16 protein-coding genes are annotated in these 17,208 nt (G+C 67.5%); 12 read left to right on the forward strand and 4 right to left on the reverse strand.

Going from position 1 to position 17,208, the window contains the following annotated elements; all coding sequences use genetic code 11:
• Nucleotides 1–109: 109 nt before the first annotated feature.
• A complete protein-coding gene (locus tag N5K27_RS09155) occupies nucleotides 110–796 on the reverse strand; it encodes an FCD domain-containing protein (protein WP_279815875.1) in 687 nt (228 codons plus the stop codon).
• A 278-nt stretch (nucleotides 797–1,074) separates the two neighbouring features.
• On the opposite strand from N5K27_RS09155, the gene N5K27_RS09160 reads away from it, so the two are divergent.
• The 5 genes from N5K27_RS09160 (at nucleotide 1,075) to N5K27_RS09180 (ending at nucleotide 6,170) form a co-directional block, all read left to right on the forward strand.
• Nucleotides 1,075–2,052, forward strand: coding sequence for an NAD(P)-dependent oxidoreductase (locus N5K27_RS09160; RefSeq protein ID WP_087838569.1), 978 nt, complete (start codon nucleotides 1,075–1,077; stop codon nucleotides 2,050–2,052).
• Between the two features lie 104 nt (nucleotides 2,053–2,156).
• Entirely contained in the window at nucleotides 2,157–3,155 is a 999-nt protein-coding gene (gene dctP / locus N5K27_RS09165; protein ID WP_165963342.1) for a TRAP transporter substrate-binding protein DctP, read from the forward strand.
• 42 nt (nucleotides 3,156–3,197) lie between these two features.
• Entirely contained in the window at nucleotides 3,198–3,683 is a 486-nt protein-coding gene (locus N5K27_RS09170; RefSeq protein WP_158213437.1) for a TRAP transporter small permease subunit, read from the forward strand.
• A gap of 7 nt (nucleotides 3,684–3,690) precedes the next feature.
• Complete coding sequence (locus tag N5K27_RS09175) at nucleotides 3,691–4,986, forward strand: TRAP transporter large permease (RefSeq protein ID WP_279815882.1); 1,296 nt, start codon at nucleotides 3,691–3,693, stop codon at nucleotides 4,984–4,986.
• A 125-nt stretch (nucleotides 4,987–5,111) separates the two neighbouring features.
• Nucleotides 5,112–6,170: a porin gene (locus N5K27_RS09180; protein ID WP_279815883.1), complete on the forward strand. Its 1,059-nt coding sequence runs from the start codon at nucleotides 5,112–5,114 to the stop codon at nucleotides 6,168–6,170.
• A 16-nt stretch (nucleotides 6,171–6,186) separates the two neighbouring features.
• Here the strand turns inward: N5K27_RS09180 and N5K27_RS09185 are convergent, their stop codons facing one another.
• Both N5K27_RS09185 and N5K27_RS09190 read right to left on the reverse strand, forming a co-directional pair.
• Nucleotides 6,187–7,299 carry a mandelate racemase/muconate lactonizing enzyme family protein gene (locus tag N5K27_RS09185; RefSeq protein ID WP_279815885.1) on the reverse strand — a complete coding sequence of 371 codons (1,113 nt, stop codon included), beginning with the start codon at nucleotides 7,297–7,299 and terminating at the stop codon, nucleotides 6,187–6,189.
• Between the two features lie 34 nt (nucleotides 7,300–7,333).
• The gene (locus tag N5K27_RS09190) at nucleotides 7,334–8,311 is read right to left on the reverse strand and encodes a tripartite tricarboxylate transporter substrate binding protein (protein WP_279815886.1); all 978 of its coding nucleotides are present in this window, start codon (nucleotides 8,309–8,311) and stop codon (nucleotides 7,334–7,336) included.
• Between the two features lie 131 nt (nucleotides 8,312–8,442).
• Between N5K27_RS09190 and N5K27_RS09195 the strand changes: the two genes are divergently transcribed.
• Together N5K27_RS09195 and N5K27_RS09200 are read left to right on the forward strand one after the other, a co-directional pair.
• A complete protein-coding gene (locus N5K27_RS09195; protein WP_279815888.1) occupies nucleotides 8,443–9,372 on the forward strand; it encodes a LysR family transcriptional regulator in 930 nt (309 codons plus the stop codon).
• Nucleotides 9,373–9,517: 145 nt separating this feature from the next.
• A complete protein-coding gene (locus N5K27_RS09200; protein WP_279815890.1) occupies nucleotides 9,518–10,375 on the forward strand; it encodes a universal stress protein in 858 nt (285 codons plus the stop codon).
• Between the two features lie 5 nt (nucleotides 10,376–10,380).
• On the opposite strand, the gene N5K27_RS09205 is transcribed toward N5K27_RS09200, so the two are convergent.
• Nucleotides 10,381–11,313 (reverse strand): AraC family transcriptional regulator, encoded by a 933-nt coding sequence (locus N5K27_RS09205; protein WP_087838561.1) that lies wholly within the window; start codon nucleotides 11,311–11,313, stop codon nucleotides 10,381–10,383.
• Nucleotides 11,314–11,462: 149 nt separating this feature from the next.
• Between N5K27_RS09205 and N5K27_RS09210 the strand changes: the two genes are divergently transcribed.
• The 5 genes from N5K27_RS09210 to N5K27_RS09230 all read left to right on the forward strand — a co-directional run bounded on the left by N5K27_RS09210 (nucleotide 11,463) and on the right by N5K27_RS09230 (nucleotide 17,208).
• Entirely contained in the window at nucleotides 11,463–12,446 is a 984-nt protein-coding gene (locus tag N5K27_RS09210) for a tripartite tricarboxylate transporter substrate binding protein (RefSeq protein WP_279815892.1), read from the forward strand.
• A gap of 4 nt (nucleotides 12,447–12,450) precedes the next feature.
• Nucleotides 12,451–14,073 carry a sulfatase-like hydrolase/transferase gene (locus N5K27_RS09215; RefSeq protein ID WP_279815894.1) on the forward strand — a complete coding sequence of 541 codons (1,623 nt, stop codon included), beginning with the start codon at nucleotides 12,451–12,453 and terminating at the stop codon, nucleotides 14,071–14,073.
• An 84-nt stretch (nucleotides 14,074–14,157) separates the two neighbouring features.
• Nucleotides 14,158–15,057 (forward strand): LysR family transcriptional regulator, encoded by a 900-nt coding sequence (locus N5K27_RS09220; RefSeq protein ID WP_132980613.1) that lies wholly within the window; start codon nucleotides 14,158–14,160, stop codon nucleotides 15,055–15,057.
• A 154-nt stretch (nucleotides 15,058–15,211) separates the two neighbouring features.
• Entirely contained in the window at nucleotides 15,212–16,090 is an 879-nt protein-coding gene (locus tag N5K27_RS09225; protein ID WP_165963344.1) for a TauD/TfdA family dioxygenase, read from the forward strand.
• 161 nt (nucleotides 16,091–16,251) lie between these two features.
• Nucleotides 16,252–17,208 carry an ABC transporter substrate-binding protein gene (locus N5K27_RS09230; RefSeq protein ID WP_165963345.1) on the forward strand — a complete coding sequence of 319 codons (957 nt, stop codon included), beginning with the start codon at nucleotides 16,252–16,254 and terminating at the stop codon, nucleotides 17,206–17,208.

Below are 17,208 nucleotides of genomic sequence, written 5' to 3' on the forward strand. Positions count from 1 at the left end.
GACTGCCTCCTATGTGCTGTTCTAGTCAGGCCATCATAGGAAGCGGCCTCGCGGCCGGGTTGAAAATCAGGAACGGAAATGGTTCCCGGATTTCATGCCGGTACGGCGGTCAGTGATCCGAGGCGAAACGCTCGGCCAGGACCTCGGTCGTGCGCATCAGGTGCAGCTTGAGCAGCGCCACGGCCTTGGAGGCATGTCCCGACAGCGCGGCCTTCATGATGGCCTCGTGCTCGCTGATCACGTCCTGCGCCAGTTGGCGCTGCGACAACGGATGGACCAGGCGGATGCGCCGATAGCGCTCGGAATGGTTGACCAGTTGCTCGTTGATCCGCAGCAGCCATTTGGACCTGGCCGCCGACAGCAGCGCCCGGTGGAATTCGCGGTGCGCGGCTTCCCAGTAGTCGGCGCCATCGTGTTCGGACGGACTGTTGGGCAAGGGCGCCTTCGAAAGCTTGTACCAGGCGGAGGTGACGGCGGCGCCCCAGTTGTCGTCGCCATGGGCGATGGCGTCCTCGAACAGCATGCTTTCGATGGCGATGCGCGCCGACATGAGGTCGTCCAGGTCCGCCCGCGACAGCGGCGCCACGCGGAAGCCGCGCTGGCCTTCGTTGTTGACCAGGCCTTCGCCCGACAGCTGCAGCAAGGCCTCGCGGATGGGACTCAGGCCCAGATCGTAGCGCTTCTGGAGATCGGCCAGCTTGAGCTTTTCTCCCGGAGCCAGCTCGCCGGAAATGATGTCGGTACGCATGCGCTCGTGGGCGACTTCCGAGATCGTACGCTTGGGTGCCTGGGCCATGGTGTCTGAAGATTTGCCTGGAAAGGGCGCGCCGTTTCCTGCCTGGCCGCGCCGTTGGGTATGAAGGAAATTATAAATTCTTTCATTCCCGGGCCGAAGTCCATTGCTTCGATTCGCTGGCGAAACACGCCAGATTCCTCGTGCCGCGAGCTTTGCAGCGCTTGCGGGACCCTTAGGGGATTTCCCTTTAAAATGTAAATTAATAAGGAATTTATATTTACTGCAAAAAATTCGATGGATAGAATGCGCCGCATAAGCAATATCCAACGGCGAATTCCATGGCCATCCTGATTACCGGCGCGGGACTGATCGGCTGCCATACCGCCCGTCTGCTGGCGGAGCGGGGCGAACGGGTCGTGCTCTACGACGCCTGCCCCATTCCCGGCGCGATTGCCTCCATCGTGGACGATTCGCGGGCCTCGGTCGTAACCGGCGACGTGACCGACCTGGATCATCTGGCGCGCGTGGCCGAGCAGGAAGGCGTCGACCGGGTCGTGCATACCGCCGCCCTGCTGTCCAATGCCATCCGCCGATCGCCGCTCGACGGTATCCGCGTCAACGTGATGGGGACCGCCAACATCCTCGAGCTTGCCCGTCGCCTGGCGTTCAAGCGCGTCGTGCTGGCCAGCTCCACCACCGTCCACTACCCGGCGTTCGGCGATTTCGCCGGTCCGGCCTTCCCCGAGGACTACCCCATGCGCATGCTCGCTCATCGGCCGGCGTCGATCTATGCGGGCACCAAGGTCGCCGCCGAATACTTCGGCCTGCTGTACCGCGATCTCCATGCGCTGGACGTGGTCGCGTTGCGCTATGCCGCCGTGCTGGGCGGATGGTCCGGTCCTGGCACCTCGGTGCCCGGCAAGCTGCTGGCCACCTTGCTCGAAGCGGCCCGTGCCGGCCGCGAGGCGGTGATCGACGATCCGCTGCTGGTCTGGGAGGGGGGCGATGAATTCGTCGATGCCCGCGATTGCGCCCGGGCCAACGTCGCCGCGCTCGATGCGCGCGAGCCGGCACAGGGCGTCTACACCATAGGCAGCGGCGCGCTGCATCGTTTCGATGACTTCGTCGATGCGGTCCGCGCGGCGCACCCCGGGCTGCGCGTGCGCCTGGCGGTCACGCCCAAGGGCGGATTCGCCGGTTTTCCGCACATACGCCATACGCCTTCGGACATCTCCGCCGCGCGCCGCGAACTGGGTTGGGCACCCAGCCATGCGCTGGCCGATTCCGTGCGGCACTTTTTTGAACACATGCCCTAGTACGGCTGCGGCCGGCGGCCGCGCAACCCCGCATCCAGGCGTTCCGTGCCACCCCGAAGGGGGAGGCGGGCCCCTTTTTACCCGACTTCAGAGGAATCATGACCATGGACAAGAGGACCTTCACCAAGATCGCCGGCGCGCTGGGCCTTGCGGCGGCGCTGGCGCCGGCGCTCGCGCTGGCCGCCGATCCCATCAAGCTGCGCGTGTCGTCGGCGGCGGCCGACACCGACTGGCTCTCGGGCGGCCTGCGCGTGTTCAAGGAACAGCTCGAGAAACTGGCCCCGGGCAAGTTCGCGGTCGAGGTCTACACCGGCAGCTCGCTGTTTCGCCAGGGAACGGAGGTACCCGCCCTGCAGCGCGGCAACCTCGAGATGAGCACGATGACCACGTTCGAGGTCGAACAGCAGATTCCCGAGTTCTCGGTGTTCTCGTCGGGCTACCTGTTCCGTGACTACGCGCATGCCCGCAAGGTGTTCGACAGCGATATCGGCAAGGCCTACTTCGCCGAGGTGGCCAGGAAGATGGAGCTGCAGATCATCGAGCCCATGTACCTGGGCACGCGCCAGGTCAACCTGCGCGACGGCCGCGCCGTGAAGACGCCGGCCGACCTGTCCGGCATCAAGCTGCGCGTGCCGGGCGGCCCCGGCTGGGTCGCGCTCGGCAAGGGCCTGGGCGTCACGCCCACTCCCATGGCGGTGTCCGAGGTCTACCTGGCCTTGAAGACCGGCGCCATCGATGGCCAGGAAAATCCGCTGCCCATCACCAAGGCGAACAACTTCCAGGAAGTCACCAAGACCATCGTGCTGACCAGCCACCTGGTGCAGCCGGTGTTCCTGACCATGGCCAAGAAGAAGTGGGACCAGATCGACGCCGCCGGCCAGCAGGCCGTACGCCAGGCCGCCCGCCTGGCCGCCGACTACAACGACCAGGGCCGCATCAAGGAAGAAGCCGAGATCGTGGATTTCTTCAAGAGCAAGGGCCTGACGATACAGACGCCGGACCTGGCTGCTTTCCGCGCGAGCGTCGACAAGGAGTACGCGCAGGCGGGCATTGCCGCCAAGTGGCCCAAGGGACTGAAGGAAAAAATCGAAGCGGTGAGGTAGGCAGCCATGTACCGGAAAGGGTTCGTTCGCCTGCAGCGAGGCATGGAAGCGCTGTGTACGCTGGCCTTCGTGGCGATCTTCGGGATTTCGCTGCTGGGCATCGTGATGCGCTACGTGTTCTCCATGCCGCTGGTCTGGACGGACGAGCTGGCGATGGTGCTGCTGCTGTGGGTCGTGCTGTTGACCGACGGCCTGCTGCTGTCCGATCGCGAGCAGGTGCGGTTCGACGTGGTCTACGACCTGTGCGGACCGCGCGGCCGGCGAGGCATAGGGCTGCTGGCGTCACTGGCCATCGGCGTGACCTTCCTCGCCTCCCTGCCCACCATCTACGACTACGTCGCCTTCCTGTGGCGCGAGCGTACCTCGGTGCTCGATTGGCGTCTCGATGCGGTGTTCAGCTGCTTCGTCGTCTATTGGGTGGCCGTCATCGTGCGTGCCGTCATCCAGTTCTGGCAGCTGTTGCGGCCGGACTGGCGCGAGCGCGTTGCTGACGACGCGCCTGAAGAAAACTCCAACATCCTCGGCTGATCGTTCCATGAGCACCGCATTCCTGGCGCTGTGCGCCGTCGTCGTCCTGGGCGCCGTGCTGCGCTTCCCGGTCGTGCTGATCATGTTCTGTTCCGGCGTGCTCTACCTGTGGGTAAGCGGCCAGGACCTCGGCATCATCGTCGACCAGACCCTGAATTCGTCGTTCGAGATGACCGTGTTGATCGCCGTGCCCATGTTCATCCTGGCCGGCAACGTGATGAACGCCGCCACCATCAGCGAGCGGCTGTGGGGCGCGGCCGACGCCCTGGTGGGCCGCTTTCGCGGCGGCATGGGCCACGTCACCATCCTGATGAACCTGGTCATGTCCAGCCTGTCGGGCAGCGCGGTGAGCGAGGCCGCCGGCGCCGGGATGGTCGCCACGCGCATGATGCGCAAGGTCGGGAATTATCCCGGCGGCCTGTCGGTGGCGATCACCGCGGCTGCGTCCTGCCTCGCCCCCATGGTGCCGCCGTCGATCCCGATGGTGATCTATGCGCTGATCAGCGGCGCCTCGATCGGCGCGCTGTTCATGGCGGGCATCGTGCCGGCGCTGATCATGACCGTCGCGCTGATGGCCATGATCGTGTGGATGGCGCGCCGCCACGACCTGCCGCGCGGCCGCGCGGTGCCGCTGTCCGAACTGCCCGGCGTGCTGGCGCGCACCGCGGTGCCCATGACGCTGCCGGTCATCCTGCTTGGGGGCATCTGGACCGGCATTTTCACGCCCACCGAGTCCGCCACGGTCGCGGCCTTCTGGGCCATGGTGCTGGGCGTGCTGGTCTACCGCAACGTCGGCCTGCGCGGCCTGGCCGCCGTATTCGTGCAATCCATGCGCCAGTCGGCGGCGGTGATGCTGCTGATCTTCAGCTCCTTCATCGTCAACTACGCCTTCACCTCGGAAGGGCTGAGCCAGTCGCTGGCGGGCTACGTCATGGGCCTGGACCTGTCGCCCGTGATGTTCCTGCTGCTGGTCAACCTCATGTTCCTGGTGCTGGGCACGGTGCTCGACGGCGCCGTCATGCTGCTGGTGCTGGTGCCGGTGCTGCTGCCCGCGGCCCATGCCTTGGGAATCGACCTGGTGCATTTCGGCGTGGTCGCGACGCTGAACTTCATGATCGCGATCATCTCGCCGCCCTACGGATTGATCCTGTTCGTGCTGTCGGCGCTATCGGGCGTTCCCATCGGACAGATCAACCGCGCGATATGGCCGTTCTGCTTCCTGTTGGTTGGCGTCCTGCTGCTCCTGGTGCTGTTCCCGGGACTGTCGCTGTGGCTGCCCAGGATGTTCGGCTACGGAGCCTGACCGCGCCATGTGATCCACGGCGGGACGCGGGCTTCCGCGGCTCGCCACCCACGGTTTGCCGGCCGCCACCCACGCCTGGCCGGCAACGCCTCTCTTCCAGCCCTGTGCTCACAGAAGGAAATGTCATGAAGCTTCGCACCCGACTTCTGCCCGCTCTCCTGGCGACCTGCGCCAGTGCGCCCCTGTTCGCCCAGACCTCCAGCGTCACCTTGTTCGGGATCGTGGACATGGGCTTCCTGCATGACAGCGGCAACGCCGCCGGCACCAACAACAAGCTCAACTCGGGCATCATGTCCGGCTCGCGTTTCGGCCTGATGGGCAGCGAGGACCTGGGCGGGGGCAACAAGGCCATCTTCATGCTGGAAGGCGGCGTCAACGTCGATAACGGCAGTTCGGCCCAGGGCGGCACGCTGTTCGGCCGCCAGGCCTGGGTCGGGCTCGAAGGCAGCCTGGGCCGCCTCACGCTGGGCCGCCAGTACACGACCGTGGCCATGGCGCAGGTCGAGTTCGATCCCTTCTCGACCGGCATGACCGGCACCTCGGCCAGCCTGATCTCGGCCGGCGGCCAGGGCGGAAGCAATCGCGCCAACAATGTCGCCAAGTACTACCTGGGCCACGCCTCGGGTTTCAATGGCGAGCTATCATATGCCCCGGGCGAGGTCGCAGGTTCCAGCAGCACGAACTCGCAACTGGGCGCCTCGGTGGGCTACACCAAGGGCCCGTTCGGCATGAAGGTCGCCTACGCCAAGGCCAACGATGCCGTCGCCCCGGGCAAGGACGCCAAGATGACCTTCATCGGCGCCAAGTACGACTTCGGCGTGGCCACCGCCTTCGTCAACTACGTCATCAACCGCGGATCCATCGTGCCCGGCACGGTCAACGACAAATCCGAGGACCTGCTGCTGGGCGCGCGCATTCCCGCCGGCGCGCGCGGCCGCGTCATCGTCTCGTTCATCAACAAGAACGACCGCACCGCCGACAACCATGACGCGCGCCTGTACGCCATCGGCTACGTATACGACCTGTCCAAGCGCACCAGCCTGTACACGTCCTACACCTACATCGACAACAAGGCGTCCAACACCTCGCCCACCGGCTTCTACAAGGTGTGGAACGCCAACGACGTGGGCAATGCGCTGGCCGGCAACCAGGCGTTCGCGATCGGGATCAACCACCGGTTTTGAGTCGGCCCGTCCGCCTTCAATCCGTCCGGTACCGCTCGATGAAGTCCGGATCGAAATCCACGCCCCAGCCCGGCCCCTGGGGCAGCATGTAGTGCCCGTTCGCTATCGCGCCGCGTCCGATCAGCATCTGGTGGAAGATCGGGTCCCGGTCGGGATGGTGGGTTTCGACATAGGTGCCGTTCTCCACCGCGGCCAGCAGGTGCGAGCCCACCATGGGCTCGCCGTGGTGGCCCATCTGCACCCCGAAGCACGCCGCCATTCGCGCCACCCGCAGCCAGGCGGTGGGGCCGCCGCCCCAGCTCGCGTCCAGGTTGCAGACATCGATGGCGGCGTCCAGCATCAGGTCGCGGCAGTCCTGGGTGGTGATCTCCGACTGGCCGGCGGCGATGGGCATGCCCGTCTGCGCGCGCAGCAGCGCCAGGTCGCGCCGGTCGTCGTCCCAGTGGCAGGGCTCCTCGAACCAGCGCAGGCCCAGGTCGGCCGCCTGCCGGCAGAAGGCCAGGGCCTGGGTGCGGCTCCAGGCACGGTTGGCATCGGCGAACAGCACGAAATCGTCGCCGCCCGCGCGCCGCGCGGCGCGGGTGCGCGCCAGGTCTTCCTCGACTTCGCGCCCGCCCACCTTGAACTTGCAGCCGGCCAGGCCCAGCGCGCGGTATTCCTCCATCTCGGCGCCGTAGTCCTGCGGCGCGTAGCCCTCGCGGTACTGGCCGCCGATGGCGACGATGGGCAGCGCGTGGCGCGCGCCGCCCCACAATTGGTAGAGGGGCAGTCCGGCGCGCTTGCCGAGCAGGTCCCACAACGCGCTGTCCACGCAGGCCACGGCGCGCACGGCAGCCCATTTGTCGCGGCCGCCGCGATGGGTGGATGTCCACATGCGCGACCACAGGGTTTCGATGGCGGTGGGGTCCTGGCCGATCAGCAGCGGGGCCAGTTCCCGGTCGACGATCTCGCGCGCCTGGCGATGGACGTCGAAGTTGCCTTCGCCGTTCACGCAATGGCCGACCAGGCCCTGGTCGGTATGGATGCGGGTGACGATGGCGTTCTTGCGGGGCACGCTGTAGACGCTGCCGCCATAGTCGCGATTGAGCGCGATGGTCAGCAGGATGGTTTCGACGCGGACGATTTTCATGCGGGGTTCCTGCGTGGGGCGGCGGGGGCCGCGGTCATTGCTTGGGGATGCCGGCGTGTTCGACCAGTTCGATGTAGGTGCGGGCCTCGGTCGGGATCATCTGCGCGAGCTGCTCGCCGTCCAGGACCTGGGCCTCGCCGAAGGTCTCGGTCAGCTTGGCGACGTTGTCCGGCGCCGCCATGACGGACTTCGCCGTCTGGCGCAGCGTGCGCAGCACGTCGGCGGGCGTGCCGGCCGGCGCGAACAGGCTGATCCAGTTGACGACCTCGACGCCGGACACGCCGGCCTCGGCGGCGGTGGGCACGTCGGGCAGCTTGCTGTCGCGCCGCGATCGCAGGATGGCCAGCGGCCAGACCTTGCCGGCCTCGATGTTGCGGAGCTGGTTGGTGAGCGAGTCGAACATGACCTGCACGTGCCCACCGGCCAGGTCGGTGGCGGCGGGAGCGCCGCCCCGGTAGGGGACGTGGACCATCTTGGTGCCGGTACGGGCCTGGAACAGCTCGCCGCCGAAATGCTGGACGGTGCCTATGCCCGACGAGGCGTACGACAGCTTGCCGGGGTTGGCCTTGGCGTAGGCCACGAGTTCGGCCAGCGTGCGGACCGGAAGCTGGCTGTTGACCACCACGACCTGTCCGGGCGTGACGATGCCCCAGACGGGAGCGAGATCCTTGACCGGGTCGTAGGGCAGCTTCTCGTACAGCGCGGCGGCGAAGGAAATGGGCGATGCCGTGGTGACCAGCAGCGTGTGGCCGTCGGGCGCCGCCTTGGCGACGTAGTTGGCGCCCACGGTGCCGCCGGCGCCCGAGCGGCTTTCGACGACGACGTATTTGCCCCAGGCCTGTTCCAGGTTCTGCGCGACCAGGCGGCCGACGTACTCGACCGGCGAGCCGGGCGGGAAGGGATTGACGATGTGCACGCCCTTGGACGGAAAGTCGGGCCGGGACTGGGCCTGGGGCGCGCCGCAGGCCAGCAGCGCCGCGAGGGCCAGCGCGGGGGCCAGCAAACGTTTCATGGATGCCTCCTGTTGTCATGGGCGCCGCGAGGCGGCGCCTTGGAAGCCAGGCAGTATCATCGTCGGGGGCGGTCCGGGGCAACGGGCCAGTACCCTATATGAGATATAGGTAATGGCCTATCGGAGGACGCATGATTAGCCTGTCTCCGCGCGGACTCGAGGTGCTGGTGGCGGTGGCCGAGACCGGCAGCTTCGCCGGTGCCGCCCGGCAACTGGACATCGCCCAGCCGTCGGTCAGCCAGCACATCCAGATCCTGGAGCGCAGGGCGGGAACAGCCCTGTTCCTGCGCCAGCGCGGCCGGCGCGCCACGCTGACCGAGGCGGGCGAGCGCGTGCTGGCGCATGCCCGCGCGGTGCTGGACGACGCGGCGCGGCTGTCCGAGGACCTGGGCGGCGGCCGCGGGGCCGGAGAACGGCGCATCGTCTTCGCCTGCCAGCGGCCGGTGGCCAATTCGGTGCTGCCGCCGGCGCTGGCCGGCTTCGCCCGGGAGCATCCCGAGTACGAGCTGGCCATGGTGGCCGGCACGCTGGACGAAGTCCTGGCGCAGTTGCGCGACGGCACCGCCGACCTGGCCTGTTTCCTGAGCCGGTGGCCGCAGGAGGGCGTGGCCGGCCGGGCCATCGGCGTCGAGCGTTTCGCCCTGGTTGCCGCACCCTCGCATCCCCTGGCCGGACGCGCCGCCGTGCCGCCGCGGGAGCTGGCCCGGCACAAGTTCGTGCGGGCCGCGCACCGTTCGGGTTTCTCGATCCACATGGCCGACATGCTGCGAGCCGCGGGCATCGCCGGCACGCCGGTGGCCTCGCGCGCCACCGAGTCCGGGATGGTGCGGGAACTGACGGCGGCGGGAGTGGGCATCTGGTGCGTGCTGGCGAAGACGGTCCGGCAGGACGTGGAATCCGGCCTCCTGGCCGAGCTGTCGCCCGGCGGGCCGCCCATGACCATGGGTTTGTGGCTGGCTCATGACGAGCGGCGGCCGTTGTCGGCGGCGGCGCGGCGCCTGGCGGACTACATCGAGGCCTGTTCCACGGCCGAGCGCGAGGCCCCTCGCGCGTCATCGTGATTGGCAGGGTCGCCTTCCGTTGGTATCGTAGGTCCGACGGGGACGCCGCGCGATCCGCGGTCTTCCCGTCCCGCCTCCGGATCCTCGCCCGCCCAACGGGCCGCAACACGCGCGCCGCCGCGTCCGCCACACCAGGGAGATCAGCATGGAAGGACCCTCCACCGAAAACCTGCGTTGCATCCTGCTTGCCACCGACCTGAGCGCGCGCTGCGACCGCGCCCAGGACCGGGCCGTGCAACTGGCCCGCGAGCACGGCGCCAAGCTGATCGCGGTGTGCGTGAACGAGACGTCGCTGGGCGACGTGCTGACCGCCCGCCGCAGCCAGGTGGTCGACCGCAACGCCGCCGAGCGGCGCTTCCGGGCCGGCCTGGGCAGCGTCGACGTCCAGGCCGAACTGGTGCTGGAAACGGGGCATGCGGTCGAGGTCATCCGCAAGACGGCCGAGGCACGCCATTGCGACCTCATCGTCACCGGGGTGGCCCGCGACGAGACCCTGGGCCGCCTGCTGCTGGGCACCACGGTCGAGAAGCTGGCGCGCGAGGCCGCCCAGCCCATCCTGGTGGTGCGCGAACGCCCGCATCACGATTATCGCGATTTCGTCGCCGCCGTCGATTTCTCCGAGGGGGCGCGCCAGGCGCTGCAAGCGGCCCTGACGCTGTTCCCGGATGCGCGCCCGCTGTTGTTCCACGCCTTCTCCGCCCATAACGCCCATGCCGAGGCGGCCGTGGTGGAGCAGGCAAGGGCGAAGGCCGACAACGAAGTGACCGAGTTCATGAAACGGAACGCGGCGCTGTTGAACCGGCCCGACATCGAATGGAAGATCGAGCACGGCCTGCCCGAAGACGTGCTGCCCGACTACGTGGCGCGCCATCCCACCGAGCTGCTGGTGGTCGGCACGCACGGCCGCACGGGAATACTGCGCACGGCCATCGGCAGCGTGGCAGAACAATTGATCCAGCACACGCCCTGCGACGTGCTGATCGTCCGCCAGCGGCAGCCCTGATTGGCTCAGCCCGCGCGCCGCCCGTATTCCCCGGGGGGCACGCCGGCCCAGCGCCGGAAGGCGCGGGCGAATATCTTTTCCGAGCCGTAGCCGACCAGTTCGGCCACGTCGGCCAGGCGTACCGATCCCAGCCGCAGCCGTTCGGCGGCTCGCTCCATGCGGCGCGCCGTCAGGTAGGAGATCGGCGATACGCCCACCAGTTCGCGGAAGCGCGCGCTGAAGCGTGATCGCGACATGCAGACCTCGTCGGCCAGCGAGGGCAGGGTCCAGGGTTTCTCGGGCCAGCGGTGCATCAGCATGATCGCCTGCGCGATCTTGGGGTCGGCCAGGCCGCGCAGCCAGTTCGGCTCGGTGTCGCGGTGCCGCAGCAGGTAGGCGCGCAGCACGTGCACCATCAGCAGGTCTCCCATGCGCGCGGCCGACAGTTTCCAGCCCGGCTCGCGGTTCAGGCTTTCCTCGATGAACAGCCGCATGGTGGGCGCCAGGCACGAGGCCAGGTTCACGTCGTCCTCGCGCAGGTGGATCAGGCCGGGCAGGAAGCGCAGCACGGTGTTCTGCCCGACGGGGCCGTAGTCGACGATGGTGGTGAAGAGTTCGGTGGGCGTGCCGCCTTCGCCGTGGGTGAACACCAGCGGCTTTTCCCCGCGCTCGCGCATGCCGTGCGCCGCCAGCACCTCGGCGAAGGGAACGGGCGCGAGTCCCGGCTCGGACGAGATGATGTGCCGGCCGCCGCGGGGCAGCACGACGAGGTCGCCCGCCGGCACCCGCACGGGCGCCATGCCTTCGGGCTGTATCCAGTAGGGCGCGCCCCGGGCGATGCGGAACATCGCGCCCTGCAGGCCGGTGGATTCCAGCGACCACGGGGCATGCAGGGTGAAGCGGCCGGTCGTGGCGCTGTCGGCCCGGCAGCCGGACAGGACCTCGCTCAATACATCCACTTCTTCCTCCGTCGATCGCGCAGCGTCGATTTTATCGGCAGGCGGGACGAATTGCGCCCTAATGAGGCGTTATTGGGGTGGAGGCCGGCCGATTTTCAGGGAAGAATCTGCCCTTCTTCGCGTTCGCCTCGTATCCGATAGGTGCCCCTATGTACGCATTGCTCCGCAAATTCGCCCTGGTCCTGGGCTGTCTGCCGCTTGCCGCGCTGACCGCGCATGCGCAAGGGAACGATTTCCCCTCCAAGCCCATCACCATCATCGTCGGCTATCCCGCCGGCGGCGGGCCGGACATCGGCGCGCGCATGCTGGGCGAGAAGCTGGCCGCACGCCTGCACCAGTCCGTCATCGTCGAGAACCGCCCGGGCGTCAGCGGCATGATGGGGGCGTCCGCCGTCGCGCGTGCGCCGGCCGACGGCTATACCCTGCTGTTCGCGCCCAACACTTTCCTGATCGCTCCCCACGTGCTGCCCAAGGGCGCGAACGTGAACCTGGACGTGCTGAACGACTTCGTGCCCATCGTCGCGCCGTCCAAAGGCGCGATGATGATGGTCGCCCATCCGTCGCTGGGCGTGAAGAACGCCAAGGAGCTGGTCGCGCTGCTGAAGAAGCAGCCGGGGCTGGCCTACGCCACGCCTGGCAGCGGCTCGCCCATGCACATCGCCGGCGAACTGTTCAAGAAGTCGGCCGGCGTGGACATGCTGCACGTGCCCTACAAGGGCGTGGCGCCGGCGATCGCCGACGTGCTGGGCGGCCACGTGAAGATCACCTACGCCAGCATCGGCGTGGTGGCACAGCACATCGCCGCCGGCCGCCTGGTGGCCCTGGGCATGGCCGAGAAAGAGCGTTCGCCGCTGATGCCCGACCTGCCCACGCTGGCCGAGCAGGGCTACCCCAACACCGCGACCGGCGCCTGGTACGGCGTGTTCGCGCCCAAGGGCACGCCGCCCGCCGTGGTCGAGAAGCTGAACCAGGAGTTCAACACCGTGCTGCGCCAGCCGGACACCGCCGCCAAGCTCAAGCAGCAGTGGGAAGTGCCGCTGGGCGGTTCGTCCGAGGACCTCGCCCGCATGGCCAGGGCCGAGTACGAGAGCTACGGCAAGATCGTCAAGGAATTCAACATCTCGGCCGATTGATCGCATGGATCCACGCGCTTCCAAGCGGCCCAACATCCTGCTGGTCATGACCGACCAGCAGCGGGCCGATCACCTGGGCTGCTACGGCAATCCCATCCTGCGCACGCCGCACCTGGACGCGCTGGCGCGCGACGGGGTGCGGGCCTCGCAGTTCTACGTGGCCAGCCCCACCTGCATGTCCAACCGGGCTACGCTGATGACCGGACGCATGCCCTCGCTGCACGGTGTGCTGCACAACGGCATCCCGCTGTCGCGCGAGGACGTCACCTTCGTCGAGCTGCTGCGCGACGCGGGCTACGCCACGGCGCTGATCGGCAAGTCGCACCTGCAGAACTTCGGCTACAACAATCCGCCCATCCGCGGCTGGGAAAACCTGAACGGCGGCACGCCGCCTTCCGAGGCGATGAAGGATGCGCACCGGCATCACCGTCGCGGCCGCGAGTACGACAACGAGTGGACGCCGTACTGGAAGGCCGATCCGTCCTTCCATGTACAGACGCCGTTCTACGGCTTCGACGACGTGCGCCTGTGCACCTTGCACGGCGACCGCGTGCAAGGCGACTACGCGCGCTGGCTGGCCGAGCGGCATCCCGATCCGGACAGCCTGCGCGGCCGCGAGAACGCCATTCCCGACGACCGCTACGATTCGCCGCAGGCCTGGCGCACGCGCATGCCGGTGGAACTGTATCCCTCGACCTACGTGGCCGAGCAGACCTGCGAGTGGCTGGCCCGGCACGCGCGGCGGGACGATGACGCGCCGTTCTTCATCCAGTGCTCGTTTCCCGATCCGCACCACCCGTTCACGCCTCCCGGCAAGTACTGGGACATGTACGACCCGGCCGGCATTCCGCTGCCGCCGTCCTTTCACCAGGAGAACATGCCGGCGCTGCTGCGGGCCGTGCACGAGCGCACTCGCACGGGCGCCTCGCGCGAGGCCTACGTACCGTTCGCCCTGAACGAGCGCGAGTGCCGCGAGGTGACCGCGCTGACCTACGGCTCGATCAGCCTGGTGGACGATTCCGTCGGCCGGGTGCTGGCCAAGCTGGACGAGCTGGGACTGCGCGAGGACACCGTGGTCATCTTTACCTCCGACCACGGCGAGATGATGGGCGACCACGGCATCGCGCTCAAGGGCGTCATGCACTATCGCAGCGTGACCCAGGTCCCGTTCATCTGGCACGACCCGCAACTGCCCGGACCCAGGCGCGGCGCGGTGGTGGACGACGTGGCAGGCACGATAGACATCGCGCAGACCATCCTGGCGCGCGCGGGCCTGGCGCCCTTCAACGGCATCCAAGGCGCGAACCTGCTGCCGGCCATCCGCGGCGAGGCCGCGTCGGTCCCCGAACGCGCCGGCATCGTGGTCGAAAGCGAGCCTTTGCAATACGCGTTCGGACGGCCCCGCCGCTTCAAGGTGCGCACGCTGTTCGACGGCCGCTACCGGCTGACGCTGTCGGACGACCCGGCGGTGTGCGAGTTCTACGACCTGGAAGCCGACCCGTACGAGGTCGAGGACCTGTGGAACGAACCGTCGGCCCGAGGCCAGCGGGATCGCCTCGTGGCCGCGCTGGCGGTGGAGATGATCCGCCTGTCGGAAAGCTCGCCCCTGCCCAGCGCGCAGGCCTGACGGCTCGCCGCGGCCGGCGCGCCACGGTAAAGTCGGGGGCATCCTGGCGCGCCGCGCGCCGCCCCCGATCGAAGGACGCCCCCCGTGCTACCCCGTGTTTTTGTCTATGTCGATGCCATTGCGCGCGCCGGATCGCTGCGCAAGGCGGCCGAGCAGGTCCACGTGGCCGCGTCAGCGTTGAATCGGCAATTACTGGATCTGGAACAGGAGTTGGGCGTCGAGCTGTTCGAGCGTCTGCCGCGTGGAATGCGAGCTACCGCCGCAGGCGAGCTGCTGCTGGCCCACATCCGCAAGCAGGAGCGCGAGTTTGAATTGTTGCGCTTCCAGTTCGACAGCTTGCGTGGGTTGCGGCGCGGCCACATCCGCATCACGTCGCACGAGACCGCTACCCGGGAACTGCTGTCGCGGGCTATCTCCGCCTTCCGCGATGAATATCCCGGCGTATCGTTCACTGTCAACATGGGGACGACGGCGCGTACCTTCGACGAGCTGCAGGACGATACGGTCGAACTCGGCCTGTTGTTCAATCCGCCTCCCAACGCCTTGCTGACCCGGCTGGTAGAGGTCAGGACACCGCTGCATGCCGTCATGGCGCCTGGTCATCCGCTCGCGCGCCGCAAGACGCTGCACTTGAGCGATTGCCTGGCCCATCCGTTGGCTCTCACCAACTCCGCGCTGGCTGGCGGGCGCAACCTGATCGAAAGCTTGGCGCGCCAATCGGGCCACGTGGTCAACCCGGCGTTGCAAACGGACAGTTTCGAGTTGATGGGACAGTTCGCGCGTCAGTCCGGCGGCGTTTTTTTTCAGTTGGCGGTTGGCGTGGCGGCCGAGGTGGAGCGCGGCGAGCTGGTTGCCATCGCGCTGGCCGATCCGCCCCTGGCCAAGGGCCGACTGGTGCTGCTGGCGCGTCGCGGTCGCACCTTATCGGTGCCGACTTCGCGTTTCGTGCACTACCTGGCGGAGCACATGCACGCACTCGTGTAGGTGCGGCGACCGAAGGCGCCGAGCTTTGCCCGCGTGCGTCCAGGTGTACTGAAAAAGCGAACGCATCGCACTGAATTTGCTGATTTTCAGATTGCGCTTGCCTTCCTAGGATGATGGTTCGCCGATACCTCGGCCCATCCTGGGAGCTTGCGAAGTGAACACCATTGCATGGCATTACGAATCGGTTGCCGGCGCGCCGCTGGGAGCGGTCGCGCACGGTGTCGATCTGGCCAGCGCGGACGATGCGTTCTACGCCGATCTGCCCCGGCAATTGGCCCGCCACGGCGTGATCATTTTTCGTGATCAGCAATTGTCGCCCGCGGCGATCCAGGCCGCGGCCGCCAGGCTCGGCCCCCTGGAGCCGAGCGTGCTGGACCAGTTCTGCATGCCGGGCAATCCCTTCATCTACATTCTCTCGAACATCGTCGAAAACGGCCGGCCGATCGGTTCGTCGACCGATGGCTACGGCTGGCATACGGACCAGGCCTATTTCGCCAAACCGACTGCTTACACCTTTCTGTATGGCCTGGAGGTGCCGCCGGAAGGCGCGGCGACGGAGTTCGCCAATACCCGCCTGGCCTACGAAAGCCTGTCCGAGGCGCGGCGCGGCGAGCTCAAGGCACTGCGTGTCGAACATTCGTACATGAAGATGATCACCGATCGCGCCAGCAACCCCGTGTTCGCTGGCAAAGTGCCAGTCCCGACCGACGAGCAGCGGGCGCGGGCGCCGGACGTATCGCAGCCGCTGGTGCGCCGCCATCCGGTCGATGGTTCCCTGTCGCTCTATCCCGGCGGCCAGACGGTCAAATCCATAGAAGGTCTGGGCGACGAGGACGGCCTGTCGTTGGTACAGGAATTGCTTGCCTGGTGCACGGCGGAGCGTTTCCTCTATCGCCATGCCTGGCAGCCGCGCGACCTCGTCGTTTGGGACAACCGATGCACGCTTCATCGCGCCACGCCTTACGACAAGGAGCGTTACCGCCGGTTGATGTGGCGGGTCAGCATTACCGGCGAACGTCCATTGGGCCCCTGACCAAGCGGATGGGCGAGCGGGCGAGGATCTTTCGGCAGTCAACCATTTCGAGGGGCAGGGCTATGCTGGCAGGAACGACCGGCGCGGAACGCGCGGAAAGATGGAAAGGCGCTTGCGCGCACGTGGCGCGTCTGACGTTGCGGGGACTAGCGGCGTGGGGGATGGCGGTCATGCTGGCCGGACCGGCCGCCGCAGCGGACAAGGTGGTCGCGCAGATCGACTGGCTGCCTTCGGGCGACAAGGCGCCGTTCTACGTGGGCGTGCACGAGGGATTCTTCGCCGCCGAGGGATTGGAGGTGACCGTGCAGTCCGGGCGAGGGTCGTCCGATGCGCTCACCAAGGTCGCCACCGGAGCCGCCGATATCGCCAGTTCGGGACTGTCGGCGGTGCTGAGCGCGGCCGCCAAGGAGGCCATGCCCATGCGCGTCGTGTACTCGCTCTATACCGAGGCGCCCGATTCCTTCTTCGTCGTCAAGGGCAGCGGCATCAAGACACTGCAGGACCTCAAGGGCAGGCCGGTAGCCGCCACCGCGCTATCGGCCTCGCGCGTGCTCATGCCTGTCGTCCTTGAACGCAATGGCATCGCCATCGATCAGGTCAAGCTGCAACTGGTGGACGCCAATGTACTCATGCCCATGCTGGCGTCCGGCAAGGTCGATGCCATCTCCAGCTTCCGCACCCAGTCGCCGCTGGCCAATTCCCTGCTGCGCCCGCGTGGCAAGGAGGTCGAGGTGCTGCCGTGGTCGTCGTTCGGCCTGCAGACCTATGGGACGGTCCTGGTGGCGTCCAACAAGCTAATCGAGCAGCGGCCCGAGGTGCTCAGGCGTTTCCTGCGGGCTTTCCACAAGGCCGTGCTGTTTTCGCTCAAGGATCCGGCCGCGGCCGGCAAGGCGGTGCAGAAGGCATCGGCCGAAGTGGATCCGGCGATCGCCGCCGCCCAGTTCACGGCCTCCATGCCGCTGATCGACAATGCCATTAGCCGGCGCGACGGCATAGGCACGCTCGAACCCGGTCTGCTGAAGAAAAGCTGGGAGTGGGTGGCTGCCTCCGAGCACTATCCGGCCGGCAAGGTGGATCCCGAGAAGCTGGTTTATCGCGGCGCGCTTCCGGATCGTTGA

It is taken from the genome of Pigmentiphaga sp. GD03639 (genome assembly GCF_029845405.1).
GTDB lineage: Bacteria > Pseudomonadota > Gammaproteobacteria > Burkholderiales > Burkholderiaceae_B > Pigmentiphaga > Pigmentiphaga daeguensis.

What these genes read in the sequence shown, in the direction of transcription:
- N5K27_RS09155 (WP_279815875.1), bottom strand. Translation starts at nt 796, where the DNA reads ATGGCCCAGGCACCCAAGCGTACGATCTCGGAAGTCGCCCACGAGCGC.
- N5K27_RS09160 (WP_087838569.1), top strand. Translation starts at nt 1,075, where the DNA reads ATGGCCATCCTGATTACCGGCGCGGGACTGATCGGCTGCCATACCGCC.
- dctP (WP_165963342.1), top strand. Translation starts at nt 2,157, where the DNA reads ATGGACAAGAGGACCTTCACCAAGATCGCCGGCGCGCTGGGCCTTGCG.
- N5K27_RS09170 (WP_158213437.1), top strand. Translation starts at nt 3,198, where the DNA reads ATGGAAGCGCTGTGTACGCTGGCCTTCGTGGCGATCTTCGGGATTTCG.
- N5K27_RS09175 (WP_279815882.1), top strand. Translation starts at nt 3,691, where the DNA reads ATGAGCACCGCATTCCTGGCGCTGTGCGCCGTCGTCGTCCTGGGCGCC.
- N5K27_RS09180 (WP_279815883.1), top strand. Translation starts at nt 5,112, where the DNA reads ATGAAGCTTCGCACCCGACTTCTGCCCGCTCTCCTGGCGACCTGCGCC.
- N5K27_RS09185 (WP_279815885.1), bottom strand. Translation starts at nt 7,299, where the DNA reads ATGAAAATCGTCCGCGTCGAAACCATCCTGCTGACCATCGCGCTCAAT.
- N5K27_RS09190 (WP_279815886.1), bottom strand. Translation starts at nt 8,311, where the DNA reads ATGAAACGTTTGCTGGCCCCCGCGCTGGCCCTCGCGGCGCTGCTGGCC.
- N5K27_RS09195 (WP_279815888.1), top strand. Translation starts at nt 8,443, where the DNA reads ATGATTAGCCTGTCTCCGCGCGGACTCGAGGTGCTGGTGGCGGTGGCC.
- N5K27_RS09200 (WP_279815890.1), top strand. Translation starts at nt 9,518, where the DNA reads ATGGAAGGACCCTCCACCGAAAACCTGCGTTGCATCCTGCTTGCCACC.
- N5K27_RS09210 (WP_279815892.1), top strand. Translation starts at nt 11,463, where the DNA reads ATGTACGCATTGCTCCGCAAATTCGCCCTGGTCCTGGGCTGTCTGCCG.
- N5K27_RS09215 (WP_279815894.1), top strand. Translation starts at nt 12,451, where the DNA reads ATGGATCCACGCGCTTCCAAGCGGCCCAACATCCTGCTGGTCATGACC.
- N5K27_RS09230 (WP_165963345.1), top strand. Translation starts at nt 16,252, where the DNA reads ATGGCGGTCATGCTGGCCGGACCGGCCGCCGCAGCGGACAAGGTGGTC.